Source organism: Vibrio sp. D404a, from assembly GCF_030248535.1.
Classification (GTDB): Bacteria; Pseudomonadota; Gammaproteobacteria; order Enterobacterales; family Vibrionaceae; genus Vibrio.
Genome location: NZ_JAHGAJ010000033.1, coordinates 17,053 through 42,616 on the forward strand (window position 1 = coordinate 17,053; position 25,564 = coordinate 42,616).

Here is a 25,564-nt window from a genome sequence, read left to right on the forward strand (position 1 = left end):
TTATAGGACTATATTGTTCTATTAGACTATGTTGCTTTATACGGTGTGGTTGACGCTGCCGCCGGGTTTTGCTTCTGCTTGGACGGTAAACTTTTGACTGAGCAGAGCAATGAGCTGGTCATAGTAAGCACTGTTCGGTTTGTTTCCGAGTAAAACACACAACTCATTACCCGTTGGGCTGAAGCGATAGTAAACCAACTTTACTCCCTTTGAGAGTGGCGTGATCGCCATCGGCTTGCCTTGATAGGTTAAGTTGAGCGCGGGATCGAAATCGATCTCTCCTGACTCTAATTCTGTACCATGTAGAATTCCCAGTTCAATCAAGTGCAGCAGACTTGAGTAGGGTAGGTTATGGCTGCCTAAATTGATGGTGCTCGCACCACTTCTTTTCCCAAAGCTGAACAAACCTGCCTGCGTTTTGAAACCGAGCAGTAACTTACGGCTATGGTCACTACCAAAGCTACACCCTAATGAAGCGGCACGTTGCAGGGTCAGTGCCTCTTTAGGTGTCATATCTTGCAGGATCTGTAACGCCTTCATTGACGTCGAGCCGGGGTTGGTTACTTCTCTTTTTAGCACCTGAGCCCACAATCTCTGCATTGAGCTATTATGAATCTCTTGTGCCATATCGAAAAAGCGGTACAGCCAATCTTGGTCTGGGTCGCCTGCGGCCTCATCTTTACATGACATATGCGCCAGCTTAAGGATCTGTTCGAGGTTCTTTTGACGTAACTCTTTACGCTTTTTCTCACGCAAAAGAGCGCGCTCAATCAGTGATTTTTCACCTTTGTCAGATGTTTTATTTTCTGGTGTAAGCAGCGCATCCAAACCGAAGTTTTGCGCGATATTCAGCATTCGACTGGCGCTATCGGTGATATGAGGTTTTTTCTCTTGTTTAGGAGCAGCGTCGTTTACATGCTCAATGATCACGGGCTGTTGAAAGTCAGACATAGCGATACCTACAAACCTTAAGACAGAAATGTAACTGGCTAAAATGTAACTCTTTATTGAACTTGTGACTAGGGGCTGTTGATCTTTCGCGGTTAAATTTCGATCGGATGGATAGGCCTAGTCAAAATCGTTTTAGGCGCGGCAAGGTGTGTGTGGCCTCAATATTACGATTAAAGTTGAAGGATTAAACAAAATTTACTTTTTATGATGATAATAAAATGTTAAATTTGTTGTGTAATCCAAGGAGGAGTTATGAATCAGGTGAATGATAATAAGCTGAAAAAACAGCTGGCAATCGGGCTATTACTCGTCAGTTATGTCGCTATTCTAGCGTATCTATCTAAATATATTGCCTAAGTTAGCGATATTTCATTGTTAGAAAACTGTTATAATACAAGTTGCTTATAAAATTAGCTTATAAAGCGTTGCCCATAAAAAATGGCAGCCCAAAAGAGCTACCATCTTCATAATCGAACAGTCGATATACTTACATATCGTCGTATTCCTCGATAGCTACCCCTTCAATAAGATAGCCAGTTTGCGCCAAGTCGTGCGAAATGGTCTCTGTTTTCAGTGTCCCCACTAAGTAGATAACATCCCATAATTGTTGAATTGGTGCGCCTTTAGGAAACTTCACATAGATGATCTGGTTTGGTGGCGGTGGCGGTACGTGAATACATGCTCCAAAATATGGCACCAATAGAAACTCAGTGATCATATTCTCATCCCCTTCTAGCGGGATAACAAAGCCAGGGATTTTCACTTGGCTGCCATTCAACTCAGGGCGGATTGCACCCAACTTAGACTGTTGTGGGTTCTCTTGCGTGTGGTCTACAACCGGCATGCCAAACGGATCCAGCTGAGCACGCTCGGATTCTGGAATCAAATCAATCCATTCAAGAGTCAGTACCGAGTCGTCAGTATTTGTCGACTCTGCATGCGCTGTTGTTATCAATGGGAAGAAGAGCAACCCGAGAATCAGCAGGAGTTTGTGCTGCATAGTGTGTTCCTATATTAAATTCGAATGGTCATGCCATCAGCAAGTGATTGACGATACGCGCGGAATGCGGGAATAAAGCCAATGATAATACCGGCAATTTGAACCATCAGAATGAGCTTCCACTCATGTGGTGTGATTGCGGATATTGATATGTTGATACCATAACTTTGTTGCACGATAGGAGCAACCACTGCTATTAAGCCAAACAACAAACCGACACCGAGTGTGATGCCGAGGAAGGTTAGGGCACTGGCTTCACTGATCAGTAAACCGAATACATGCCTTGGTCTTGCTCCCATGGCTCGTAATATCGCCATCTCTCGACGACGTTCTTGTAGGCTGGTTAGTAGGCTGCTGAGCATACCCAGTAGTCCGGCGACTACGACAAAGCCAGAAACAACCAACAGAGCCTGCTCTGCCACTGCCATCATTCCCCACAATTCATGCAGAGCGATGCCTGGCATGATCGCACTCAATGGTTCTTTGCGGTAGGTATTGATTTCACGCTGCAGAGCGAAGGTTTGGATTTTTGAGTTCAGTCCTAGCATCATCGCCGTGATCTGCTGAGGCTGAAAATCGTAGGTTCTTAAGGTATCGGCATCTGGGGTATGGCCGAGGTTAGCGCCTGACTCCCAACCGACATGAATCGCTTCGATTGCTTCCAGTGAGACGTGTACGGTTTTATCCACTGGGGTTCCAGTTGGTGCAATGATACCGACGATAGTGAATGGCAGATTATCGTGACGGCTGAATGCCACATCGCTAATACCGTGCGCTAGGATGATTTGATCACCAATCTTATAGTCGAGTTGTTTTGCCACATCCGCACCGATCACCACATCAAACAGCTCATCAAACTCACGCCCCTGCTGTAGAGTTAGTGGTTGCTTACTTCCATAGCGATAGTGTTCAAAATAGCTGTGGTTGGTCCCCATCACACGGAAGCCTTTGTGTGAGTCACCGAGTGAGATCGGAATCGCCCATTTTACCGCTTTGTGCTGGCTGAACTCTTCATAACTCTTCCAGTCGATATTGTTGGTCGCATTGCCGATTCGAAATACGGAATAGAGCAGCAGGTTTACTTGGCCAGAACGACCACCAACAATCAGGTCGGTACCTGAAATGGTATTGGCGAAACTGCTTTTTGCTTCGGTACGCACGCGTTCTACACCAAGGAGCAAGATCACGGAAACGGCCACAGTTAGGATGGTGAGAATTGCGGTGGCCTTGCGATTGAGAACACTTTTGAGCGCTAAGTGAGTGATTACTTTCATACGATAGCCTTCGCTTGGTTAACGGTCGTTAGGTCAATGCTGCGTGTGAACAGCTTTTCTAGTGTTGGATCATGACTGACAAAGATTAGGGTCGAGTTAGCTTGGTCGGCTTGCTCAAGCAGTAACTCAATGAAAGCTTCTCTGTTGTCGTGGTCGAGTGCCGATGTTGGCTCGTCCGCAATGATGATTTGTGGTTGTCCCATTAAAGCTCTTGCTGCTGCTACGCGCTGTTGTTGTCCTATGCTGAGCTCGGTAACTGGCTTATTCATTAAAGTTTGTGGGAGTTTGAGTCTCTGGAGCAGTGTCTCGGCCGTTGCTTTTAAGTCGTGGCTACCTTGGGTGACATTCTGTTTTCGGATGTTAGAAAACTGGCAAGGTAGCGTCACGTTGTCGGTGACCGATAGGTATGGCAGAAGGTTAAATTGCTGGAAAATATAGCCTATATGGTCGGCTCTAAACTTATCGCGTTGGCGCGGTGACAGTTGGTTGAGATCTTGACCTAAGATAGAGACTTCACCTTGCTGCGCTTGGTTGATACCCGTTAATAACCCTAATAGTGTTGATTTGCCACAGCCACTGGGTCCTTTAATAAAAAGGTGCTCTTTGGCATGGATATGAAGAGAAGGTATTTCGAGTGTCGGTGGTAAGTCTGGCTTCCAACGGAAACTGACGTTTTCCAGTTTAACGACAAGCGATGATTGGTCAAAGGACATATAAGCTCCTGCTCGCTAAGCGTTTTGCTTAAATCGATATTCGAGGGAATTGCTCTATGAATCATTCTGATAGGAGATTCGACTATTATGAGAGCAAGACAGCCAAGTGAGTGCTCACTTGGCTGTTGTACGTTGTGTTTCTAACTTATGCCGAACTTAGAAACGGAAGCTAGTGCTGTCTGGTGTTAGCTTCTTCTGAGTTTGAGTGCGATCCGTTAGTAGGTTCACCGTCATTGACTCTGTGTTTGCAAAGTTAGAGAACCATTGTGTTTCTACACTGTTTAGCTCTGCCACATTCGAACACTGGTAGTGGTATTCGATAGTAAACTCACCGTGACCGCCATGCTCATGGTCGTGTCCTTCGTGGTCATGATGATCATGTTTGTCATGGTCGTGACCTTCGTGGTCATCATGATCGTGTTTGTCATGGTCGTGACCTTCATGGTCTTCATGAGCATGTTTGTCATGGTCGTGACCTTCGTGGTCATCATGATCATGTTTGTCATGGTCGTGACCTTCATGGTCATCATGATCGTGTTTGTCGTGGTCGTGACCTTCGTGGTCATCATGATCATGACCTTCATGCTCGTCTTCACCTAGAGTGTGAGTGACTGATTTGAACTCTAGCGTACAGTCAGCACCTTCAAATGCGAATAGCTTGCTTGGCTGATTAAGTAGTGCAGTCGCTTTCTCAAGTGTCGCAATTTGCTCTGGTGTTTGCGGTGCATGTTCAAAACCAACAACGTCTGCACCCGGAGCGGTAACTTCAACCAAAAGCTCTTGGCCGTCTTGGGCAATATTGACTTCAACCTCACCATGAACGTGAGCGTCATGAGAGCGGAAATGATCATCAGCGATAGCAGTAGCAGATACAGTCATGCCGATAACAACGGCTAAAATAGAAGGTTTCATTGGGTATTCCTAAAATAAAAGATAAATTAAAAGCAAATTTAGTGATTAAGTCATCTTCACGGGTGGTGAACGAGCAAGATAAGCAAAGTATAGTCTTTGTAGCTTACGAGCTGGTTCACTGGTTAGGGCAATGAAATCGATATTTAATTCAGGAAGTTGTGGTAAATCGTGAGCGAAACCAAACTGACTGGCAGAAAACAGTTCACACTGATGATGAGCGTGATGGGATGGGTCGATGTCTACGATGTGGTGCGCCACTGACCAAGACAGCATGATCATCAGCCCTAGCATGCAGAGGACTGAACGTCTGGTTATATGTGAATGGGCTCGCCAAATCATGATGATGATGGACCACAAAAGAAAAAGGACACTGTTATAATATAACAACGTCCTTTCAAGAAATCTCGTAAAAGAGAGTAATAATTATTAAAGATTCACTTTAATAAGTTGAATAACTTCAGCAACTTCGGTTTCGCTTAACGCCCCTTCTTTTACAAATAGGACTTTACCTTGTTTGTCTTGAACGATAATGGCTGAGCTCTCTTCTTTTAGCGCCCATGCTGAAGCTGCCGTGCCTTCTTCATCCAGTACCATTGAAGACCAAGGAAACTCTTCCTTGCTGCTCTCAGCTGATGACTTTACAAAAGAACCGGTTCCCCAAATCGCATCGTCTTGGTTGATGATGGTCGTGGTTTGGTAAGCATCTTCTGGGAACTCAGAGGCAGTGATCGCGGCCATTAGAGGCGCGTTGAGCTCTTTAGAGCTGCTACGACCCGCAATAGCTTGAACGACACGTACTTTACCTAACATGTCTTTGGTCGCCCAAGGTTGGTAGCCTGTTGAGCCGTCGTTTAGGGTGATTTCACCATGAGCTGTAACACTCACTGCAGGTAGAGTTTCGCCAACAGATAGATTGTGAGCGTTGGCAAGTAGTGGAGAGGCTGCGGCTAATAAAGCCAGTAGAGTTTTGTTTTTCATTATATTTTTGTTCCGCTTGTTGGTTTGCCCTCGAAGTATAATATGAAATAAACAAAATGCCTCGCTTACTTTTTTATCGTATGGCTGTCAAAAGGTGTTGCGGAGTTGTTACTAAAGGGTATAATGCAGCTATATCAAGGGAATCGACAGGTTTTCTTGCTGTAAGCCAACGGATTTGGCTGTTATTTGTGCTTTGCTCAAAAGTGAAGAGCTGATCACAAACTGTTGTACTCAAAAGGAATTGAGGTTGTTTATGTTACGAGAATTTTCTACTTACCGCCCTCGTCAAGTGGCGCGTTTCGTTAAAGTCCTATTCAAGGGTCAATTTAGCATCGAAGGTATCGGTGAATTTAGATTCGACCAAGGCAAGGTTCTTCTTCCTGAAGTGACCGACCAAAAAAAGCTTAATGTATTTAAAGAAGTGAATGGCACCATCGCTTGTATGTCGATGTAATGCGCATTGATTTCAACCATTGAAATGAAAGGGCTTGATAAATCAAAGCCCTTTTTTGTTTCTATCGCTTAATGATTTATTTACTGAGATGGGAAGCAAACACCCGTTCCGCCTAACCCGCAATAACCGTTCGGATTTTTAGCTAGATATTGTTGGTGATAATCTTCGGCATAGAAGTACTCACCGGCTGGCTGTACTTCAGTAGTGATCTCTGAACCCCGCGCCCTTTGTATCGCTTGTTGATAGCTCTGCTTCGAGGATTCAGCAATGGATTGCTGTTCATTGCTAAAGGTGTAGATCGCAGAGCGGTATTGAGTGCCGCGATCATTCCCTTGGCGCATACCTTGGGTTGGGTCATGACTTTCCCAGAAAGTTTTAAGCAGTGTTTCAAGAGGCAAGATACTTGGATCGAACACCACTCGTACTACTTCTGTATGGCCTGTTTCACCGGTACAAACCTGCTGGTATGTTGGATTGTGAGTGAAGCCGCCAGCATACCCGACAGAGGTGGAAACGACGCCGTCAAGTTGCCAGAACAAGCGTTCAGCACCCCAAAAGCATCCAAGCCCCAGTAATATCTCTTGCTGCCCTGCAGTGGGTGGTGCAAGCAGATCACTCTGGTTGACGAAATGTGGTTCTGATACTGTGATTGGGTATGGATTCCCGGGCAAAGCCGTTGCTTCAGAAACCATTTGTTGTTTGTTAAGCATGTCTGTGTTCCTTTTAGAAGTATCTATACGCTTTAACCGTCTTAAATATACGACTAACTCTTTAAATTAGACCGTTTTATTGCTTGAATTATTACAGACGTGCTATTGAATTAGCGGTATGATTTCCTTTTGATTCTTAACGTATTGATAACGTCTCACCAATTAAACATGATAAGAAAAACTTTACCAGTTCTGATTGGCACCTTGCTGTCATCAAGCCTTGCCTTTGCTGATGTCTCTCTTGAAATTGAGGGGCTAGATGGGGCGCTTGAAGACAACGTGGATGCTTATCTGAGTGCCATTCCGGAAGAAGAATATTCCATATCTCTACGTTTTCAATCCCGTTTAGAATCCATGATCAGAGAAGCGGTGAGTGCGCTGGGCTATTACCATCCTAAAATCACCTTTACCCCCTCTGAAGATGACAGTGAATTACTGGTGACAGTTGAGGCAGGTGAGCCTGTTGTTATCTATGCCTCAGATATCGTGATTTCCGGAGAAGCGGAAAATGATCCTGATTTTCTAGCCTTAGTAGCAAAGAGTAACCTTCAAAAAGGCAAGGTGCTTAACCATAGTAATTATGACTCCCTAAAGTCTTCGATGCGCAACCTGGGTTTAGCCAAAGGCTATTTCGATGGTAATTATGACCTAAGCCGCTTAGAAGTGGCGCCTGAGCTCAACCGTGCTTATGTGCGATTGCACTATGACAGTGGTATTCGCTATCACTTTGGCAGCACAACAGTGATGGGCAGTCAGATTGAGGATGACAAGGTTCAGTCTTTGAAACCTTTCGAACAAGGGCAGCCTTATGAAATTGCTAAGGTAGGGGAATATAACCAAAACCTTTCCAACACCGACTGGTTCTCTTCTGTGTTTGTCGAACCTGATCTTGGCGAACTTGGTAATGGTCGTGAGATCCCAATGAAGGTGAGCTTGGCTCCTCAAGCACGAAATCAGCTCGAAACGGGTATTGGTGTTTCTACCGACTTAGGCGTAAAGGGCAGTCTGAAATGGAAAAAACCTTGGGTGAACAGCAGTGGACACAGCTTTAATAGCAGCCTGTCTATATCTAAACCCGAGCAGACCATCACCGCCAGCTACAAGATCCCGCTCGATGATGTGCTTAATGACTACTATCAAGTCACTTACGGTATGAAGAATGTTGATAATCGAGATACCAAGAGCTTGGAATCGAACCTGAAACTCGAGCGTTACTGGCGTCTCGACAATGGTTGGCAGCGTACAGTCTTTGTTCGTTATCTATTAGAGAACTACGAGCAAGGTCTGCAAGATGATGTGGCGCAGTTTGTTCTGCCGGGTATCTCGTTTTCTCGCACGCGAACGCGCGGCGGTGCGATGCCAATGTGGGGTGATAAGCAAACCATTATGTTAGAAGCGGGCGATGACTCGCTGCTTTCTGAAACTAAGGTGGTTCGTTTTCAGGGAAGTACGGCGTGGATTCGTAGCCTAGGAGAAAACCACCGTGGCTTAACGCGTTTGGAATATGGTGCCAACTTTGCGGATGAATTCGAAAAGCTCTCTCCTTCATTGCGATTCTTTGCTGGTGGTGACAACAGTATCCGTGGTTACGGTTATGAATCTATCTCTCCACGTGATGAGAGTGGTGCTCTAACCGGCGCGAAATACATGACGACGGCAAGTTTCGAGTATCAATATCGTCTCTACGGTAACTGGTGGGGCGCCATGTTCTATGACATAGGTGATGCGTTTAATGACACGCCGGATTTAAAAGCGGGGACGGGTGTCGGCATTCGCTGGGCCTCTCCGGTTGGCCCAGTTAGTCTAGACTTTGCATGGGGACTCGATGCAGACCCAGGTGATGAATTCCAAATCCACTTCACTTTAGGACCTGAGCTATGATTAAAGTGATCGGCAAAATTTTCAAATGGACCTCGATCTCTATCGTCTCTATTTTGTTGCTTATTCTGACCTTAGTTGGTCTTGCACTGTTTACCAACCCGGGCCTGAATGCCGTACTTTGGGGTGCTGAAAAGGCTTTACCGCAACTAAAAGTTGAGAGCACTAAAGGCGCGCTTTTCCCTCGTTTTAGCCTACACAACGTCCAATTTGTCGATGAAAGCCTACATATTGATACTCAACTTGAGAAGATTGAGTTAGCGATCAACCCAAGATGTCTATTGGATCCGCAGGTGTGTATTGATGAGATAACGCTGCAAGGGCTGGATTTCGCCTTTACTGAATTGCCGCCGCCAGCGGAGGAAGAGCCAACAGAACCGTTAACCTCTATTTCGACGCCGTTACCTATCACTCTTAATCGTGTGAACTTTGAGGATATCTCTCTAAATATCCTAGGCAATGAGATTGATTGGCAGCACTTTTCGACAGCGATGAACATGAAGGGCGATGTGTTAACCATCTCCCCAACCGTCTTTGATGATTTAACGGTTAAGTTAGCTGAAGCGGATCCATCGACAGAGGTGGATACTGCGCCCGAGCCAGCTACTGAAGCTCAAGCTATTGTTCTCCCTGAGGTGTTGATCCCACTCACAGTGGTACTCGAACGCTTTGATCTAAATCGTTTTACGCTTGAGCAAGAAACACCTATTGTGGTTCACCATCTCGGCTTGGAAGCTAAAGTCGGTGAGTATGATGTCGATGTTCAAGCTCTAGAGTTGAATATGCCGCAAGCCGAGGCTGATCTCAGCGCGAAGGTACAGTTGAAGGGCGGTTATCCTCTTGAGCTTGATGTGAATGCTCTAGTTAAAGAGACAGACGTTGCGGGTCAAAAACTGCAGCTTTCAGCCAAGGGTAGCGTTGACGATCTGACGCTGAATGCGACGCTGTCAGAGTTGATAGAGGCCAAGTTATCCGGAAACCTTCAACCTCTCGAACCTACACTGCCGTTTGACCTTGAATTGGTTGATGGAAAGGCGCAGTGGCCACTCACAGGCAAGAGTGACTATCAGGTTGCGATAAAACAGTTAAAAACCAACGGTTCACTGGAAGGCTTCAAACTAAACCTAGACGCTGAAGCCGCGGGTACCGATATTCCGGATGTTCACCTTGATGTTGAAGGGGCAGGTAGCACGGAACATATTGATCTTGAGCGCCTTGATATCGCGACCTTAGGCGGACACGTTACTGGTGCTGTTAAAGCCAACTGGAAAGACCTTGTGAATTGGCAGGCGGATATTGGCCTGCAGCATATACAGCCGGGGTTGCAGTGGCCGGAAGCCGAAGGTGATATCAGCGGTAGTCTCAAAACCTCGGGTAGCCTAACCGAAGCGGGTGGCTGGCAGGTGGAATTACCGACCTTAGATATCGATGGCATTTTGCGTGAGTATCCATTGAATATTCAAGGCCAGTTGTCAGCGTCGGATAAAACCGCTTCTGGTGAACCGAGCGTAGAAACTTCTGGACTGCGTTTGTCGCACGGCGTCAACGCCATCAATGTGGTAGGCAAGCTTGATAAGCAATGGGATATGGATGTTGCCATCGATTTCCCTGAGCTAGTGAAGAGTGTGCCAGATTTACGAGGCACCTTGGTGGGTGATATCTCTCTGTCTGGGCCAATGAAAGAGCCAAGTGTCGACTTAGGCCTGAATGTTAATCGCATTAACTGGAAACAAGAAGCTGCACTCGACAGCTTAGCGCTCAATGGTTCAGTGACACCTTTACCGGCTCCGCAAGCCGATTTGGTACTAAAGGCGAATGGTCTCAGTTATCAAGAGCAGAAGGTAGAGAGTGTTGAGCTTCGAGTCGATGGCGGTGAGAAAGAGCATAAACTGACACTCGATGTGGTATCCGACATTGTATCAACCAGTCTTGCGATCTCTGGTGAGTTGATTCAAAAGCCATCTATGGTTTGGAAAGGCGCATTAGAGCGCGTCACCATCACTACCGAGCAGGGGCCTTGGAGGCTTGAGAAGCCGGTCGATATTACCGCGGATATTGATAAGCAGTTTGCGGATGTCGCAGCGCACTGTTGGCTGCAAGCCGACTCTAGTGTTTGCTTAACCGAAGACATTAGAGCAGGTAAATCGGGCGCGGCTAAGCTTGCGATCAATCGCTTTGACTTTGAACAGGTCAAGCAGTTCATCCCTAAGGGCACACAGCTGACGGGTTTGATTAACCTTGAAGCTGAGGCGAAATGGGACGAGAAGCAAGCTCCAGAGGTGAATGCAAAGGTTACTCTGCCGAAAGGGCAAGTAGTGCAGAATGCGGGAGAGACGATCACATTAGGTTGGGAAAGTATCGAACTCAATGCCGCGCTGAAAGATAATCGACTGCAGGCTGACTGGCTGCTTGATGTTACCGACAATGGAGACTTGACGGGCTCCTTGGTTCTTCCTGATGTGGTGGTTGAAGATAAGCAAGTTGAAGCGGTGCTGCAACTAAGCACCTTCCATCTTGATTTTCTGGCTCCTTTGATTGGCGAATACAGCTTGCTGCAAGCTAACCTGTCGAGTGACTTGAAAGTGCAGGGTTCATTGATGCACCCACAAGTCTTCGGCTCATTTGCGGTTGATGATATGCAGGTCAAAGGCGATATTACGCCAGTTGATATCAAAGACGGACGTATTGGATTCGACTTTGATGGATACAGCGCTAAGTTAGATGCGGACATCGTGACACCGGATGGTCAGCTAGATGTTGAAGGTACAGGCCAGTGGCAAGATCTTGAGGCGTGGAGCACTCAGGTACGTGTATTTGCAGACGATTTGATGGTGGATGTCCCACCTATGGTCAAAGTGAAAGTTGTGCCTGATATGACGATTGATGTCTCACCTAAATTGGCTCGCATCACGGGTGATATTGCGCTGCCGTGGGGACGTATTGTTGTGGAAGAGCTGCCCCCGAGTGCGGTCGGTGTCTCTTCTGATCAAGTGATTCTCAATAAAGACTTACAGCCAGAAGGCGAGACCAAAGTCCCATTCAATGTCGAAACCAATATCAATATCTCGATTGGTGATGACTTCAAACTGTCTGCATTTGGTCTAGAAGGTGATCTGGTTGGTAAGTTGAATGTCGCTCAGAGAGATCAAGGTCCGTTTATTACCGGAGAGGTCAACATCGTCGATGGTACCTATCAATCATTTGGTCAAGACCTGATTATTGAAGAGGGTAAGATCTTGATGAATGGTCCACCCGATCAGCCTTATGTAGCGATCAATGCGATTCGAAACCCAGATAACACGCAAGACGATGTGACGGCAGGGGTGCGAGTGACAGGTCCTGCGACGGAACCGACTATTGATATCTACTCTGAGCCATCGATGCCGCAAGCCAATGCCTTATCTTACCTGCTTCGTGGACAAGATATTGATGGCGAGTCGGGCAGTGGCTCGATGACGACAACCTTAATCGGTCTTAGCTTGGCTAAAAGCGGTAAAGTGGTTGGAGAAATAGGTGAAGCCTTTGGTGTTCAAGATTTACAACTCGATACCGCTGGCTCAGGTGAAGACTCTCAGGTTACCGTTAGTGGCTATATCTTGCCTGGTTTACAAGTGAAGTATGGCGTGGGTATTTTTGACTCTCTTGGTGAGTTCACCGTTCGTTACCGCTTGATGCAAGACTTATATGTTGAAGCGGTTTCGGGTGTCGACAGTGCGGTAGACCTACTTTATCAATTTGAGTTTGAGTAGCGTCGTGAGTACAGACAACCAACAACGGCAAGGATTACATCGAGTCTTTGTTTATGGAACCCTTAGAGCAGGGCAGCACAATCATCACTTTTTAAAGCAGAGCGAAAAAATTGGGGATTGGATTACGCCTCCTCAATTTGCTCTGTACGATCTTGGGTCATACCCGGGCATGGTTTTCGGAAAGAAAAAAGTGCTTGGGGAGGTCTATATGGTGAGCGGCGATGTATTAGCTTCACTCGATCGGCTAGAAGATGTTCCTATTGAGTACCGTCGTGAACAAATTGAGACTATATTTGGATCAGCGTGGGTTTATTTATATCAGTTTGATTTATCTGAGCAACGAGAGATTCTTTCTGGTGACTGGTGCAGTCGATAATGAGCCAGACCTACAAAGCAAAAGCCAGTACATTAGTACTGGCTTTTTCATATTAGCGTTTGAAGGGCTTAGTCTTCGTCGCGGTTCAGTTCAAGAAACTCCTCAACCTTGTTAACCATGTTCTTTGAACCAACAAAGAAAGGCACGCGCTGGTGTAGCTCAGTTGGCTTGATGTCCATAATGCGTTGAACACCGTCTGAAGCGATACCGCCAGCTTGCTCCATGATGAAGGCAATTGGGTTGCACTCATACAGAAGACGCAGCTTACCGTTCGGGTGGCTTTGCGTGCTTGGGTACAGGTAAATGCCACCTTTTAGCAGGTTGCGGTGGAAATCCGAAACCAAAGAGCCGATGTAGCGAGACGTATATGGACGGTTATCACTTGGCTCGTTCTCTTGGCAGTACTTGATGTACTTCTTCACGCCAGTTGGGAAACGAATGTAGTTGCCTTCGTTGATCGAGTAGATCTTGCCTTCGTCTGGGATCATCATGTTTTCGTGAGAAAGACAGAAAGTGCCCAGTGATGGGTCGTAAGTAAAGCCGTTCACTCCATTACCGGTTGTGTAAACCAGCATGGTTGAAGAGCCGTAGATTACGTAGCCCGCTGCAACCTGCTTGTTACCAGGCTGTAGGAAGTCTTCTTGAGTTGGTGGTGTACCTATAGGTGATACACGGCGGTAGATTGAGAAGATCGTACCGACAGATACGTTCACATCAATGTTTGATGAACCATCTAGAGGGTCCATTAGCACTACGTATTTCGCGTTTTTGTTCAACTCTTTGTTGAATGCTACCGCTTCGTCCTCTTCTTCACTCGCCACACCACATACTTGGTCACGAGCTTCCAGAGCTGCTTTGAATTTGTCATTTGCGTAAAGGTCAAGCTTTTGCTGAGCTTCACCTTGTACGTTATCGGTGCCTACAGCACCTGTAATGTCGACAAGACCCGCTTTATTGATTTCTCGGTTAACGATTTTCGCAGCAAGACGGATCGACGATAAAAGGGATGATAGATCACCACTTGCATGGGGAAAGTCACTTTGTTTCTCAACAATGAACTCACCAAGGGTGCGCATCTCAGACATGTTATTTCCTTAAACTTCTCTGAATAATTGGGGGATTCAAGCGCTATTGGGTTGCCTCTTAAGTGGGCATTATTCATCTAGTCGCTTACTTAAATTCTAAGCTTTAGATCTTTTTAATGGTAATGAAGTAAGCGACACAGATCTCACTTAGAATGTCGACTGAATTTGTTTTGCATTGCGACTCGCTTTTGTTGGGCGATTCGTGATAAGAAATGCACATAATCTTGATTAAGAAATCAGTCTTTTTGCCCCGTTTTTTGGAAGCGATATATGCATATTCATATCTTAGGAATTTGTGGCACCTTTATGGGTGGTGCAGCGGTGTTAGCCCGTCAATTAGGTCATAAAGTGACAGGTTGTGATGCCAATGTTTACCCGCCAATGAGCACGCTATTAGAGTCTCAAGGAATCGAAATTATTGAAGGTTTTAATCCGAGCCAATTAGAGCCGAGACCTGACTTGGTGGTGATTGGCAATGCGATGAGTCGTGGCAATCCGTGCGTTGAATATGTTCTAGATAACAATCTTAAATACACCTCTGGTCCTCAGTGGCTACAAGAGTTCCTGCTTCATGACCGCTGGGTTCTCGCGGTGTCGGGCACTCATGGTAAAACCACCACGGCCAGTATGTTGGCGTGGGTTCTAGAAGATTGTGGCTATGCGCCGGGCTTCTTAGTCGGCGGAGTGCTGGGTAACTTTGGCATCTCAGCGCGACTGGGTGAAAGCATGTTCTTTGTCGTGGAGGCCGACGAGTACGACAGTGCTTTTTTTGATAAGCGTTCTAAGTTTGTTCATTATCACCCACGCACTTTGGTGATGAACAATCTTGAGTTTGATCATGCGGATATTTTCGACGATCTTGAGGCGATTAAGCGCCAGTTCCACCATCTGATTCGAACCGTGCCGGGCAATGGACGAATTTTCGCACCAAAACAGGATAGTGCTCTTGAAGATGTACTGTCTCGCGGCTGTTGGAGTGAAACGGAATTTGCTGGTGAAGAGGCGGATTGGCGCGCTGAAAAGCTAGTCAAAGATGGCTCTCAGTTCAAAGTGTACTTCCAAGAAGAGTGTGTCGGTCAGGTTGATTGGCCGCTGGTGGGGGATCACAACGTCAATAATGCCTTGATGGCGATCGCAGCAGCAAGACATGTCGGCGTGACTCCGGATCTGGCGTGTGAGTCTTTAGCAAAATTTATTAATACTAAGCGACGCCTCGAGCTAAAAGGGGAAGTCGCGGGCGTGACGGTCTACGACGATTTTGCACATCACCCAACTGCAATTGAACTAACTTTGGGTGGCTTACGTAATAAGGTCGGCAATAACAAAATTATCGCAGTGTTAGAGCCTCGCTCTGCTACGATGAAACGAGGCGTGCACAAAGAAACCCTTGCTGATTCATTGAAGCAAGCAGACAGCACTTTCTTATTCCAACCAGACAACATTGATTGGTCGGTTAAAGATGTCGCAGACGCTTGTCATCAGCCCGCTGTTGTCAGTGACAACCTAGATGCTTTAGTCGCAAGTATTGTTGAGCAAGCGCAATCTGGTGACCAAGTTTTGGTGATGAGCAATGGTGGTTTTGGTGGTATTCATCAGAAATTACTTGATGGATTGGCGGCCAAAGGTTAAATACACGCGTTCTAATCGATTTAAGAAGTACAAGAGATCATGACCAAACAGAGTAAAGCGATTACCCTCGCATTCACTGGCGCTTCTGGTGCCCCATATGGTTTGCGCTTACTAGAGTGCCTACTCGCCGCTGACTATCAGGTGTACCTGTTGATATCGTCAGCCGCCAGAGTGGTGCTTGCAACCGAACATGATCTCAAACTGCCTTCAGGTCCCGATGCGGCCAAAGCGGCATTGGTTAAACACCTAAATTGCGACCCTGAGCGTTTGGTTGTGTGTGGTAAAGACGATTGGTTCTCTCCTGTTGCGTCAGGCTCTGCTGCACCGAAGCAGATGGTGGTTTGTCCATGCTCGGCAGGGAGTGTTGCATCAATTGCCCACGGTATGTCAGATAACTTGATTGAACGCGCTGCGGATGTTGTCATGAAAGAGCGCGGCCAACTGCTGTTAGTGGTTCGAGAGACGCCATTCTCGACGCTACACTTGGAAAATATGCACAAACTCTCGACTATGGGAGTGACCATCATGCCCGCAGCTCCTGGTTTTTATCATCAGCCAAAATCGATCGATGACCTTGTCGATTTCATGGTGGCTCGTATTCTTGACCACCTAGGTATTGAGCAGGGTTTAGTACCAAGATGGGGCTACGATCAGCGCCATTAAGGCGAACTTTGTAGCTTATTGGTTAAAATACAATTACAATTCTGCTCACTCATCGGGGAGCTAAACATTCAAATTATGAATGGCGGCTGAGATCAAGTGTCAACTTGGGACCCGTAAACCTGAACCAGATAATGCTGGCGTAGGAATTGAGTTAGGCAGTACTTTTCCATTGTCCTCCCTCAAGCCTGTGCCGCTCAGACCATGGAGAGCGTCCAGTGAAATTTGCATTAACCACTCTTGCTGTTACTACAGCAGCTTCTTTTTCCGCACTAGCGTCCGATAATACTCTAACTGTTTATACCTATGACTCTTTCGCTGCAGACTGGGGCCCGCGTCCTGCTGTCGAGAAAGCATTTGAAGAGAAATGTGGTTGTGACGTGAACTTTGTTGCGCTGGAAGACGGTGTTTCAATTCTTAATCGCTTGCGTCTAGAGGGTGGCAATAGCAAAGCCGATGTTGTGCTGGGTCTTGACCAAAACCTAATGGCGGAAGCTAAGAAAACAGGCCTACTATCTGAACACAACGTCGATACTTCTTCTGTCGTGCTACCTAATGGCTGGGACGACAGCACCTTTGTTCCTTATGACTTCGGTTACTTCTCATTTATCTACAACACAGAAAAGCTATCAAACCCACCTAAGAGCTTGAAAGAGTTGGTTGAGCAGCGTGATGATCTTAAGGTGATTTACCAAGATCCTCGTACTTCAACACCAGGCCAAGGTCTGATGTTGTGGATGAAGTCGGTTTATGGCGACGATGCAACTCAAGCGTGGAAACAGCTTTCCAATAAAACCGTTACTGTCACCAAAGGCTGGTCTGAGGCTTACTCAATGTTCCTTGAGGGCGAGTCAGATATGGTGCTTTCATACACGACCTCACCGGCTTACCACATCATCGCTGAAAGCGACACTAAGTACGCGTCTGCTGACTTTTCTGAAGGTCACTACACGCAAGTGGAAGTGGCAGCAAAAGTGAAAGGCAGCGATAATGGGAAGCTAGCGGATGAGTTTATGGCATTCATTCTAAGTGACGAATTCCAATCGGCGATGCCAACGGGCAACTGGATGTACCCAGTGACGGATGTCGAACTACCAAAAGGGTTTGAGCAACTGACGATGCCTAAGAAATCTCTGAGCTTTACTTCTGAAGAAGTGGCTGAGAAGCGTAAGCCATGGATTCGTGAGTGGCAAAACGCCCTGACTTTTTAATTGAGTGCCCAACGTAGGGCATTAAGCCTCTATCTCAATTAGGGGCTAAACATCGAGACAATCACTCTTTATGTTAAAGAATACACCTAAGGTGGGTATCTGGGTCGCATTGACCATTACTGCATTTGTGGTTTCATCAGTAGGGGCATTGCTTAGCAATGCCCCTTCTCTTGATATCAGCCAAGTATGGTCTGAACCGTACTATTGGCACGTTACCAAGTTCAGTTTCTACCAAGCGACGCTATCCATGTTATTGAGCGTCGTATTTGCAGTTCCTGTGGCTCATGCCTTATCTCGCCGCCAGTTCCCAGGGCGTTCTCTGCTGCTAAGACTGTTTGCTTCCACCTTGGTTCTGCCCGTGTTAGTCGGTGTTTTTGGTATCTTGGCTATCTATGGCAACAGTGGTTGGCTGGCAAAACTGCTTCAAGCTGTTGACGTAGAGCTGCCATTCTCCATTTATGGATTGAATGGCATTTTGCTTGCGCATGTCTTTTTCAATTTGCCCTATGCAAGTCGATTGTTGTTACAAGCCTTGGACACGGTTCCGGTGGAGCAACACAAGTTATGTGCACACCTTGGAATGAGTCACTGGGATAAATTTAAGTGGGTTGAATGGCCACGTCTTAAGCAACAGCTACCGCATGTTTGTGGTTTAGTCTTTATGCTCTGCTTTACCAGTTTTGCGACTGTGATGGCATTGGGCGGCGGTCCTAAGTCGACAACTATCGAGCTTGCTATCTATCAAGCGATTAAATTTGATTTTGATCTTCAAGCTGGTGCTCTGTTAGCGATCTGGCAGATGCTACTGTGTGGTGTATTAGCGGTGAGTATTCAACGCCTTTCTAAGCCTGTTTCTGTAAGCGTTGGTCAACTGTCTGAAGCTAAGTTTTTGGTTAAGGACACCTATAGGTCAAAAGCTTGGGACAGCTTTTGGATCATCGTAGCCTCATTACTGGTTTTACCGCCACTGTTGATGGTAATTGTGGGTGGCTTAAACAGTGAAGCGATGGCGGTGTTAACCAGTGAACCGTTTTGGTTAGCGTTGTTTAACTCATTGAAAGTAGCTCTTAGTGCGAGTGTGATTGCACTTTTAGTTGGAGTGGCTATTTTGATGACCAGTCGAGCATGGCGCTTGCAAAACAAGACATTTCGCGCCGATAAGATTGAGCTTATTGGCACCATTATTTTGGTAACTCCCGGCTTAGTGGTGAGCACTGGAATCTTCTTGTTGCTGCGTTCAATCACTGATGTGTTTAGCTTAGCTTTTTTTGTTGTGATTGCCGTTAATAGCTTAATGGCGCTCCCGTATGTGATCAAAAATTTAGCTCAGCCGATGCTACATGTTGCCCAGCAATATCAGTATCTGTGTGCAAGCTTAGGTATGAAAGGTTGGCACCGCTTTAAGCTGGTCGAGTGGCGAGCGCTGCGTAAACCGATCGCACAGGCTTTTTCGATCAGCTTTATGTTATCGATGGGCGATCTAAGTGCAATTGCGCTATTTGGCAGTGCCGATTTTAGAACCTTACCACTGTATCTTTTCCAACTGTTGGGCAGTTATCAGATGGAGGCAGCAGCGGTGGTTTCTGTTAGCTTGTTAATCCTGAGCGTCGGCAGTTTCAGTCTAATTGAATTCTTATTTACACGAACATCTAACCAGAGAGGTGCCTAATGTTAGTGATGCAAGATGTTGATTACCACTATCATCAGGAGCTGTTTCACTTCGATTTTACGGCTGAACAAGGCGATGTTATCGCTTTAATGGGACCTAGCGGTGCGGGTAAATCAACGCTATTGGCATTGATTGCAGGGTTTATTGAACCGTCAGCAGGCGCTATCTCGGTATCAGGCGACTCTCTGATTGGCTTAGAAGCTTACCAACGCCCTTTGGCGATGCTGTTTCAAGAGCACAATTTGTTTGCTCACCTTACGGTTAGAGAGAATATCGGCTTAGGACTACACCCCGGCCTTAAATTAACCAAAGAGCAGCAACAACAAGTACAACAAGCGGCAGAGCAGGTCGGTGTCGATCAGTATCTTGATCGATTGCCGGAGCATCTTTCTGGCGGACAGCGTCAGCGTGTCGCATTGGCTCGATGTTTTGTACAGCCACATCCCATTTGGTTGTTAGACGAGCCCTTCTCTGCGCTGGATCCTTTGTTGCGAGAAGAGATGTTAGCCTTGGTGAAGCAGCTCGCGGCTGAGCGCAATATTACAGTGATCATGGTGACTCACCATTTGGGAGATGCTCGCAGTATTGCTAATAAATTTGCCTTTGTGGCTAAAGGACAGGTGTTGGTAGCGGATGCGATATATGCGCTGACTGCGCAGCATTCACAGCCTGAATTAGCCGCCTTTGTCCGAGCCGGTGAGTAACCCCTAGTTCTAAAATACGGGTCCTAAAATGCGGTTCGGTAATAAATACGCAGATATGAAAAAGGCCTAGCAGAAGCTAGGCCTTTTTGATCGCGTGATGAGTCTTATAGCTCGTCTTGCTTAAGTTCCTTAAGAACTTGGAAGATCTCGCGGTACGCTTTCGCTGGCTTACCTGCTTTTTTCTCTTTGTTTGCTTGACGCGCCAATTGACGTAGACGCTGACGGTCTGCTTCAGGGTGCGCTTCAACAACTTCAGAGATAGCCGCATCACCGTCTTCAACAATACGGTCGCGCAATTGCTCAAGCTTGTGCAGCTCGGCTGTTGCTTGAGAGTGTTTGTTGCGAACCTTATCTAGAGCCGCTTGAATTGGCTCTGGATCTTCGTTACGCATCACTTTACCGATGTATTGCAGTTGACGACGTTTCGCTTCATTTTTAAAGCGTTGTGCATCTTTAATCGCTTCCGCCAAATCTTCAGACAGAGGAAATTTCTCTAGTACAGAAGGCTTAAGTTCTACGAGCTCTTCGCCCAACTTTTGTAGCGCTTCCATGTCCTCTTTCATTTCCGTCTTACTTACCCAGATGATTTCTTCTTCTGGTTCCCATGGGGCTTTTTGGTTTTTGCGAGCCATCTTTTCTGCCTATATCACTATCTCAATCGAATATATCCGCTATTTTAGCAAGAATCTTGGGGAGAAAGCGAAATTCTTGTTATCCTACGTAATATTGACCTTCAAAAATAGAATAGATATGGATGTAAAACAGCAAGTCGCTCAGCAACGTGTTGAGTTAGAAGCAGCAGTAGCAAAAGCGTTAGATATGGCTTCAGTCAGTGCGGATGCTGCAGAGGTGGCTATTACTAAATCAACGGGTTTGAGTGTCTCTACACGCATGTGTGAGGTTGAAAACGTTGAATTTAATAGTGATGGTGCCCTTGGTATTACTGTTTATCGCGGCCAACAAAAAGGCAGTGCATCTACATCTGATTTGAGTGAACAGGCGATTGCCCAAACCGTAGCTGCGGCTTTAGATATCGCTCAATACACATCTGAAGATCCTCACGCAGGACCTGCTCCTAAAGAGTTCATGGTAAAAGAGATTCCAGACTTGGATCTATTCCATCCTGATGAGCCAAACCCTGACTACGCAGCTGAGATCGCGATTGCGGCTGAGAAGCAAGCACTCGCGTACAGCGATAAGATCAAGCAGAGCGATGGCGCCAGCTACGACAGCCATTACGGCGTTAAAGTGTATGGCAACAGCCACGGCCTGCTCGCAAGCTATGCTTCAAGCCGCCACAGTACGAGCTGTTGTGTGATTGGACAAGGCGCTAACGGTGAAATGGAGCGAGATTACAGCTATACCGTTGCACGTCACCGTGACGAGCTGTGGACGCCTGAGCGTGTGGGTCAAGAAGCGGCAGAGAAAACCATTAGCCGTTTAGATGCGAAGAAGCTCCCAACAGGGCAATACCCAATCATGTTTGCGGCAGATGTCGCAACGGGTCTAGTTGGCCACTTAGTGATGGCGATCAGCGGCGGCAACCTTTACCGCAAAGCTTCGTTCTTATTGGATCACCTAGGTGAGAAGATTCTTCCAGAATGGTTCAATATCTCAGAGCGCCCACATATTCTGCGCGGCCTAGCGTCAAGCCCATTCGATAGCGAAGGGGTCTACACTCAAGATCGTGAAATCATCACTGACGGTGTTCTGGCGACTTACCTATTAACCAGCTACGCAGCTCGTAAGATGGACATGACACCAACGGGTCACGCTGGTGGTATCCATAACTGGTTTGTTCAATCAACGGGTCAGAACTTTGAACAAATGCTAAAAGAGCTAGGAACGGGTTTCCTTGTGACCGAAGTGATGGGACAAGGCGTGAACACAGTAACGGGTGATTACTCTCGTGGCGCTGCTGGTTTCTGGGTTGAAAATGGTGAGATTCAATACCCTGTGTCTGAGGTGACGATTGCTGGTAACCTTAAAGATATGTTCAATCAGATCGTGGCAGTGGGTAGCGATGTTGAAACGCGCTCACAGATTCAAACGGGTTCGATCCTATTAGAATCGATGAAAGTCGCGGGTGAGTAATTCGCATCACGCAAATCTGAGCAATTAAAAAAGGGAGCCACTGGCTCCCTTTTGTTATTTGGTTTCTAGACTCAAACTTATCGCTTAAATCTGGCATTCATCCAAACTAGATGAGTATTGTCGCTAAGCCCAAGAACACCGATAGGCCAATCACGTCGGTCACGGTAGTCAGAGCCATACCACCAGCCAGAGCTGGGTCGATATTCATCTTCTTCAGCATCACAGGGATGGTCACCCCAGCAATACCCGCAACAATTAAGTTGGTCATCATCGCCGCGGAGATAATGCCGCCGAGTATCCAGTTGCCTTTCCAAGCCACCACAATACCGCCGATGATACATGCCCATAGAATACCGTTAAGGAAGCCGATCGCAGCTTCTTTTAGCAATAGCTCTCGCTTGTTACTGTCACCGATGTGACCAAGCGCTAGGCCGCGGATAACCAGAGCAACGGTTTGGTTACCTGCCACACCACCCATTGAAGGCACAATGGTCATCAGTACCGCAATGGCTGCCATTTGGTCGAGGGTTGCCTCAAACATATTTGATACTGATGCTGCTGCCAGTGCGGCTAACACGTTTGCACCAAGCCAGACACTACGACGACGTGCAGACTTTACAACCGGTGCGAAGGTATCTTCGTCATCGTCCATACCCGCCATACTCATCATTGAGTGCTCGGCATCTTCACGAATCACGTCAACCACGTCATCGATGGTGATACGGCCAACAAGGTGTTGGTTTTCATCAACAACCGGAGCCGATACCCAGTTACGACGTTCAAACAGGCTTGCAATGTCAGAGGCGCTGGTCTCAACAGCGATCGCTTCATCAGCGTCATCCATCACTTCAGAGACAAGGGTTTCAGGTTGCGTGGTAATCAGCGTTGTTAGAGAGAGATTGCCGATTAAGCGCTCATCTTCATCAATAACATATAGAGCATCGGTCGCATCTGGCAGTTCGCCTCGAATGCGTAAATAACGTAGAACTACGTCGACGTCGACATCACCACGAATGGTGATCACGTCTGTGTTCATCAATGCACCTGCAGAGTCCTCTGGGTAAGAAAGGGCATTCTCAACCAAGGCTCGGTCTGCTGAGTCCATCTGTGATAGAACTTCACGAGAAACGTCATCTGGCAGGCTTCGAAGTACGTAGGCGACATCATCGGTCTCCATGCCTTCGGTTGCTTCTGCGAGGGTCTCTGGTGCCATTTTTGACACCAATGCATCCTTAACGTCTTCGTTCAGCTCATCAAGAATTTCACCGTAGTCTTCAGGATCGGTAAGTTGCCAAAGTACGTCACGACTCTTGCGAGGGGAGGCTTCTAAAAGGTGTGCAATATCTTCAGGTTCCATGTCCTGAAGTTGTCGACGTACGTGAACAAATCGGCCGTTTTCAAGGGCTTCGCTGACTTCTTGGAGGGTTTGGTGAGCTTGGTCAAATTCTAATTGCTCTGCCATGTTTTCCTCCTCTTCTCATTATTCTATGGATGCTAGGAATAGTAACTTAATTCTATGACGTATTTAAATCATTAACTTATAGAGAACTAAGATTTAGGCTTGGTAGGCGTTGTATAGCGAGATAACAGTTGGGGCATTACCCCGTTCCAGTTACTCGCCCTCGTCAAATTTGTCTTCGATTAGGTGACACACGGCATCAAGTGCCTGCTGGGCATCATCGCCTTCTGCCTGAATGCGAATGTGTTGACCTTGGGCCGATTCAAGCATGAGTAACCCCATGACACTGTCTGCTGTTGCGCTTTTCTCATCTTCACTATGAATCGTCAGGGTTGCATTGAAGCTTTGGGCAAGCTCCACCAGTTTTACTGCTGCGCGAGCATGAAGCCCCAAACGGTTTTGAATGAGTACAGTGCGGGTCAATTCCATGATTTAGGCCTGTTGGTTTTTTTCTAATGAAGCGTGTCGAATTTGTACTTGGTGACCGAGTTGGTCAAAGTACTCGCCGATTTTTTGAGTCAGATATACAGAGCGATGTTTACCACCAGTACAACCAATCGCCACGGTAAGGTAACTGCGGTTGTTCTTCTCTAGCATAGGTAGCCACTGCTCGACAAAACCTTGGATCTGCTGCTTCAACTCGATCACTTCCTGATGTTTCTCTAGGTAGGAGTGGATTGGTGCATCGAGGCCCGTTAATGGTCGCAGATCGGGCTCCCAGTGTGGGTTAGGCAAGAAGCGCACGTCAAACACGTAATCTGCATCGCTAGGTAGGCCGTATTTAAAGCCAAACGATTGGAAGACAATGATCAGTTCTTGCTTCTCTTTCCCTTCAATTTTGAGGCGAACCTGCTCACTGAGTTCGTAGAGGTTACAGTCGCTGCTGTCGATCAAAATATCGGCTTGGTCAGACAGCGGTGACAGTAGCTGTTTCTCTAGGTCGATGGCTTGTTCGAGTGAAAGCTTGTCATTACCCAGTGAAAGAGGGTGAATACGACGAGTCTCGCTATAGCGTTTGAGCAGTGTTTGTTTGCTGGCGTCCAAAAACAGGACGCTGACATCGATATCGGCGGCATCTTCCAATTGAACCAAGGTCTCGGTAACAAGATGAGGCTCTTTAGGCAGGTTGCGAATATCGATGCTTACGGCAACGTTTTGGTTGCTCTGCTTGACTGACTCGACAAAGTTGCCGAGCAGGTTAACAGGTAAGTTATCAACGCAGTAATAGCCGAGATCTTCAAGTACTCGCAGTGCGACACTTTTCCCAGCTCCTGATTGACCACTGACTACGATAAGGCGCATGTTATTGCTCGCAAGTCGGCACTTGAATCATAATGTCGTAAAGCTCTTGGTCGCTTTGCGCATTACGCAGCTGTTTAAGGGTCTGCTTGTCGTTGAGTCGCTCTGCCATACAAGAAAGGGTTTTTAGGTGCTCTTTACACTGTTCGCTGGGAACCAAAAGCGCAAACAATAGGTCGACAGGACGGTTATCGATTGCATCAAACTCGATAGGGTCTTGGCACTGCAATAGAACAGCGATCGCTTTGTCGCTGACATTCATACGGGCATGGGGAATAGCGATACCATTTCCAATACCAGTACTGCCCATTTTCTCACGGCTCAGCATACACTCGAACAGTTCTGTTGAGTCTTGACCACAGCTTTCTGCGGCGATCTGGCTGATGATTTCTAGGGCTCTTTTTTTGCTTGTGCATTGGACTGCACTTTTGGTGCAGTCCAATGAAAGTACTTCGCTTAATTGCATGTTAGTGACTACTTAGCTTTTCTTTGTGCTTGTTGAGTTGGCGGACGAGTTTATCAACTAATGAATCAATTGCAGCATACATATTTTCATCGGTCGCTGTTGCATGAATGTCGCCTTGATTAACATGCAGCGTTGCTTCTGCAATCTGGTTAATTTTCTCAACTTTTAATACAACTTGAACGTTATTAATGTGCTCAAAAAAGCGTTCAAGCTTTTCAAATTTGGTGTGAACATAGTCTTGCATTGAATCGGTAAGATCAACGTGATGGCCTTGAATATTGATTTGCATAGAC

The 25,564-nt window shown here is 46.6% G+C and carries 25 protein-coding genes and 1 riboswitch; of the genes, 10 read left to right on the forward strand and 15 right to left on the reverse strand.

From position 1 onward, the window contains the following. Nucleotides 1-36: 36 nt before the first annotated feature. The 7 genes from KI655_RS18890 to KI655_RS18920 all read right to left on the reverse strand — a co-directional run bounded on the left by KI655_RS18890 (nucleotide 37) and on the right by KI655_RS18920 (nucleotide 5,828). Nucleotides 37-951 carry a TIGR03899 family protein gene (locus KI655_RS18890; protein WP_285407896.1) on the reverse strand — a complete coding sequence of 305 codons (915 nt, stop codon included), beginning with the start codon at nucleotides 949-951 and terminating at the stop codon, nucleotides 37-39. A gap of 487 nt (nucleotides 952-1,438) precedes the next feature. After that, nucleotides 1,439-1,951: a DUF3299 domain-containing protein gene (locus KI655_RS18895; RefSeq protein WP_285407897.1), complete on the reverse strand. Its 513-nt coding sequence runs from the start codon at nucleotides 1,949-1,951 to the stop codon at nucleotides 1,439-1,441. Between the two features lie 14 nt (nucleotides 1,952-1,965). Next, nucleotides 1,966-3,225 (reverse strand): ABC transporter permease, encoded by a 1,260-nt coding sequence (locus KI655_RS18900; protein WP_285407899.1) that lies wholly within the window; start codon nucleotides 3,223-3,225, stop codon nucleotides 1,966-1,968. Next, the gene (locus KI655_RS18905) at nucleotides 3,222-3,938 is read right to left on the reverse strand and encodes an ABC transporter ATP-binding protein (RefSeq protein WP_285407900.1); all 717 of its coding nucleotides are present in this window, start codon (nucleotides 3,936-3,938) and stop codon (nucleotides 3,222-3,224) included. Before KI655_RS18905 ends, KI655_RS18900 begins: the two co-directional genes overlap by 4 nt. A gap of 156 nt (nucleotides 3,939-4,094) precedes the next feature. Then, a complete protein-coding gene (locus KI655_RS18910) occupies nucleotides 4,095-4,850 on the reverse strand; it encodes a DUF2796 domain-containing protein (RefSeq protein ID WP_285407901.1) in 756 nt (251 codons plus the stop codon). Between the two features lie 45 nt (nucleotides 4,851-4,895). Continuing rightward, nucleotides 4,896-5,186, reverse strand: coding sequence for a DUF2607 family protein (locus tag KI655_RS18915; protein WP_373417303.1), 291 nt, complete (start codon nucleotides 5,184-5,186; stop codon nucleotides 4,896-4,898). A 90-nt stretch (nucleotides 5,187-5,276) separates the two neighbouring features. After that, on the reverse strand, nucleotides 5,277-5,828 hold the full coding sequence (locus KI655_RS18920) for a YtfJ family protein (protein WP_285407903.1): 552 nt from the start codon (nucleotides 5,826-5,828) through the stop codon (nucleotides 5,277-5,279). A gap of 253 nt (nucleotides 5,829-6,081) precedes the next feature. On the opposite strand from KI655_RS18920, the gene KI655_RS18925 reads away from it, so the two are divergent. Next, nucleotides 6,082-6,282 (forward strand): DUF1107 family protein, encoded by a 201-nt coding sequence (locus tag KI655_RS18925; protein ID WP_032553292.1) that lies wholly within the window; start codon nucleotides 6,082-6,084, stop codon nucleotides 6,280-6,282. Between the two features lie 80 nt (nucleotides 6,283-6,362). Here the strand turns inward: KI655_RS18925 and msrA are convergent, their stop codons facing one another. Then, nucleotides 6,363-6,992, reverse strand: coding sequence for a peptide-methionine (S)-S-oxide reductase MsrA (gene msrA / locus KI655_RS18930; protein WP_285407904.1), 630 nt, complete (start codon nucleotides 6,990-6,992; stop codon nucleotides 6,363-6,365). Between the two features lie 168 nt (nucleotides 6,993-7,160). Here msrA and KI655_RS18935 point away from each other — a divergent pair, with 168 nt between their 5' ends. The 3 genes from KI655_RS18935 to KI655_RS18945 are packed head-to-tail and all read left to right on the forward strand — an operon-like array spanning nucleotide 7,161 to nucleotide 12,995. After that, nucleotides 7,161-8,873 carry an autotransporter assembly complex family protein gene (locus KI655_RS18935; RefSeq protein WP_285407905.1) on the forward strand — a complete coding sequence of 571 codons (1,713 nt, stop codon included), beginning with the start codon at nucleotides 7,161-7,163 and terminating at the stop codon, nucleotides 8,871-8,873. Beyond that, nucleotides 8,870-12,619, forward strand: coding sequence for a translocation/assembly module TamB domain-containing protein (locus tag KI655_RS18940; protein WP_285407906.1), 3,750 nt, complete (start codon nucleotides 8,870-8,872; stop codon nucleotides 12,617-12,619). The genes KI655_RS18935 and KI655_RS18940 overlap by 4 nt, the downstream gene beginning before the upstream one ends. Nucleotides 12,620-12,623: 4 nt before the next feature. Continuing rightward, on the forward strand, nucleotides 12,624-12,995 hold the full coding sequence (locus KI655_RS18945) for a gamma-glutamylcyclotransferase family protein (RefSeq protein WP_285407907.1): 372 nt from the start codon (nucleotides 12,624-12,626) through the stop codon (nucleotides 12,993-12,995). Between the two features lie 68 nt (nucleotides 12,996-13,063). On the opposite strand, the gene fbp is transcribed toward KI655_RS18945, so the two are convergent. Next, on the reverse strand, nucleotides 13,064-14,080 hold the full coding sequence (gene fbp, locus KI655_RS18950; RefSeq protein ID WP_285407908.1) for a class 1 fructose-bisphosphatase: 1,017 nt from the start codon (nucleotides 14,078-14,080) through the stop codon (nucleotides 13,064-13,066). A 270-nt stretch (nucleotides 14,081-14,350) separates the two neighbouring features. Between fbp and mpl the strand changes: the two genes are divergently transcribed. The 5 genes from mpl (at nucleotide 14,351) to thiQ (ending at nucleotide 19,953) form a co-directional block, all read left to right on the forward strand. Next, entirely contained in the window at nucleotides 14,351-15,709 is a 1,359-nt protein-coding gene (mpl, locus tag KI655_RS18955) for a UDP-N-acetylmuramate:L-alanyl-gamma-D-glutamyl-meso-diaminopimelate ligase (RefSeq protein WP_285407909.1), read from the forward strand. A gap of 39 nt (nucleotides 15,710-15,748) precedes the next feature. Continuing rightward, nucleotides 15,749-16,372, forward strand: a complete 624-nt coding sequence (locus tag KI655_RS18960; RefSeq protein ID WP_032553282.1) for a flavin prenyltransferase UbiX — start codon at nucleotides 15,749-15,751, stop codon at nucleotides 16,370-16,372. A gap of 43 nt (nucleotides 16,373-16,415) precedes the next feature. Further along, nucleotides 16,416-16,535: riboswitch (TPP riboswitch) on the forward strand. Nucleotides 16,536-16,587: 52 nt separating this feature from the next. Then, complete coding sequence (gene thiB / locus KI655_RS18965; RefSeq protein WP_285407910.1) at nucleotides 16,588-17,580, forward strand: thiamine ABC transporter substrate binding subunit; 993 nt, start codon at nucleotides 16,588-16,590, stop codon at nucleotides 17,578-17,580. A 70-nt stretch (nucleotides 17,581-17,650) separates the two neighbouring features. Further along, nucleotides 17,651-19,249 carry a thiamine/thiamine pyrophosphate ABC transporter permease ThiP gene (gene thiP, locus KI655_RS18970; RefSeq protein WP_285407912.1) on the forward strand — a complete coding sequence of 533 codons (1,599 nt, stop codon included), beginning with the start codon at nucleotides 17,651-17,653 and terminating at the stop codon, nucleotides 19,247-19,249. Beyond that, nucleotides 19,249-19,953, forward strand: a complete 705-nt coding sequence (gene thiQ / locus KI655_RS18975) for a thiamine ABC transporter ATP-binding protein (protein WP_285407913.1) — start codon at nucleotides 19,249-19,251, stop codon at nucleotides 19,951-19,953. Before thiP ends, thiQ begins: the two co-directional genes overlap by 1 nt. Nucleotides 19,954-20,057: 104 nt before the next feature. On the opposite strand, the gene yjgA is transcribed toward thiQ, so the two are convergent. Continuing rightward, on the reverse strand, nucleotides 20,058-20,585 hold the full coding sequence (gene yjgA, locus KI655_RS18980; RefSeq protein ID WP_032553278.1) for a ribosome biogenesis factor YjgA: 528 nt from the start codon (nucleotides 20,583-20,585) through the stop codon (nucleotides 20,058-20,060). 118 nt (nucleotides 20,586-20,703) lie between these two features. On the opposite strand from yjgA, the gene pmbA reads away from it, so the two are divergent. Next, nucleotides 20,704-22,047: a metalloprotease PmbA gene (gene pmbA / locus KI655_RS18985; RefSeq protein ID WP_285407915.1), complete on the forward strand. Its 1,344-nt coding sequence runs from the start codon at nucleotides 20,704-20,706 to the stop codon at nucleotides 22,045-22,047. Nucleotides 22,048-22,153: 106 nt separating this feature from the next. Here the strand turns inward: pmbA and mgtE are convergent, their stop codons facing one another. From mgtE to hpf, 5 genes are all read right to left on the reverse strand, one after another. Further along, nucleotides 22,154-23,509 carry a magnesium transporter gene (gene mgtE, locus KI655_RS18990; protein ID WP_032553276.1) on the reverse strand — a complete coding sequence of 452 codons (1,356 nt, stop codon included), beginning with the start codon at nucleotides 23,507-23,509 and terminating at the stop codon, nucleotides 22,154-22,156. 150 nt (nucleotides 23,510-23,659) lie between these two features. Beyond that, nucleotides 23,660-23,935 carry an HPr family phosphocarrier protein gene (locus KI655_RS18995; protein WP_150893324.1) on the reverse strand — a complete coding sequence of 92 codons (276 nt, stop codon included), beginning with the start codon at nucleotides 23,933-23,935 and terminating at the stop codon, nucleotides 23,660-23,662. A gap of 3 nt (nucleotides 23,936-23,938) precedes the next feature. Further along, the gene (gene rapZ, locus KI655_RS19000) at nucleotides 23,939-24,808 is read right to left on the reverse strand and encodes an RNase adapter RapZ (RefSeq protein ID WP_285407916.1); all 870 of its coding nucleotides are present in this window, start codon (nucleotides 24,806-24,808) and stop codon (nucleotides 23,939-23,941) included. Nucleotide 24,809: 1 nt separating this feature from the next. Continuing rightward, a complete protein-coding gene (gene ptsN / locus KI655_RS19005) occupies nucleotides 24,810-25,271 on the reverse strand; it encodes a PTS IIA-like nitrogen regulatory protein PtsN (protein WP_032553273.1) in 462 nt (153 codons plus the stop codon). 1 nt (nucleotide 25,272) lies between these two features. Next, nucleotides 25,273-25,560: a ribosome hibernation promoting factor gene (hpf, locus tag KI655_RS19010; protein ID WP_032553272.1), complete on the reverse strand. Its 288-nt coding sequence runs from the start codon at nucleotides 25,558-25,560 to the stop codon at nucleotides 25,273-25,275. Nucleotides 25,561-25,564 lie beyond the last annotated feature (4 nt).